Below are 223 nucleotides of genomic sequence, written 5' to 3' on the forward strand. Positions count from 1 at the left end.
GAGCCGTACAGCGCACTGGCCGGCCCGCGCACGATTTCCACGCGCTTGAGCGTTTCCAGGTCGGTGAAGTTGCGGTTGGCGTCGGAGAAGCTGCCGATCGCGAAGGCCTTGGGCATGGCGATGCCGTCGGTCTGGATCAGCACGCGGTTGCCGTCCAGGCCGCGGATGCGAATGCCGCCCAGGCCGAAGCGCGCCGGGCTGCTGGTCACCGACAGGCCTGGCT

General features: G+C 69.1%; 1 protein-coding gene. It reads right to left on the reverse strand.

Features of this window, described 5'->3' with window-relative positions; genetic code table 11:
* Nucleotides 1-223, reverse strand: a 223-nt coding sequence (locus DBR34_RS24510; protein WP_308812575.1) for a TonB-dependent receptor plug domain-containing protein, incomplete at both ends; no start/stop codon positions are given.

Origin of the sequence: Stenotrophomonas sp. HMWF003, from assembly GCF_003061285.1 — a bacterium.
Lineage (GTDB): Bacteria > Pseudomonadota > Gammaproteobacteria > Xanthomonadales > Xanthomonadaceae > Stenotrophomonas > Stenotrophomonas maltophilia_AP.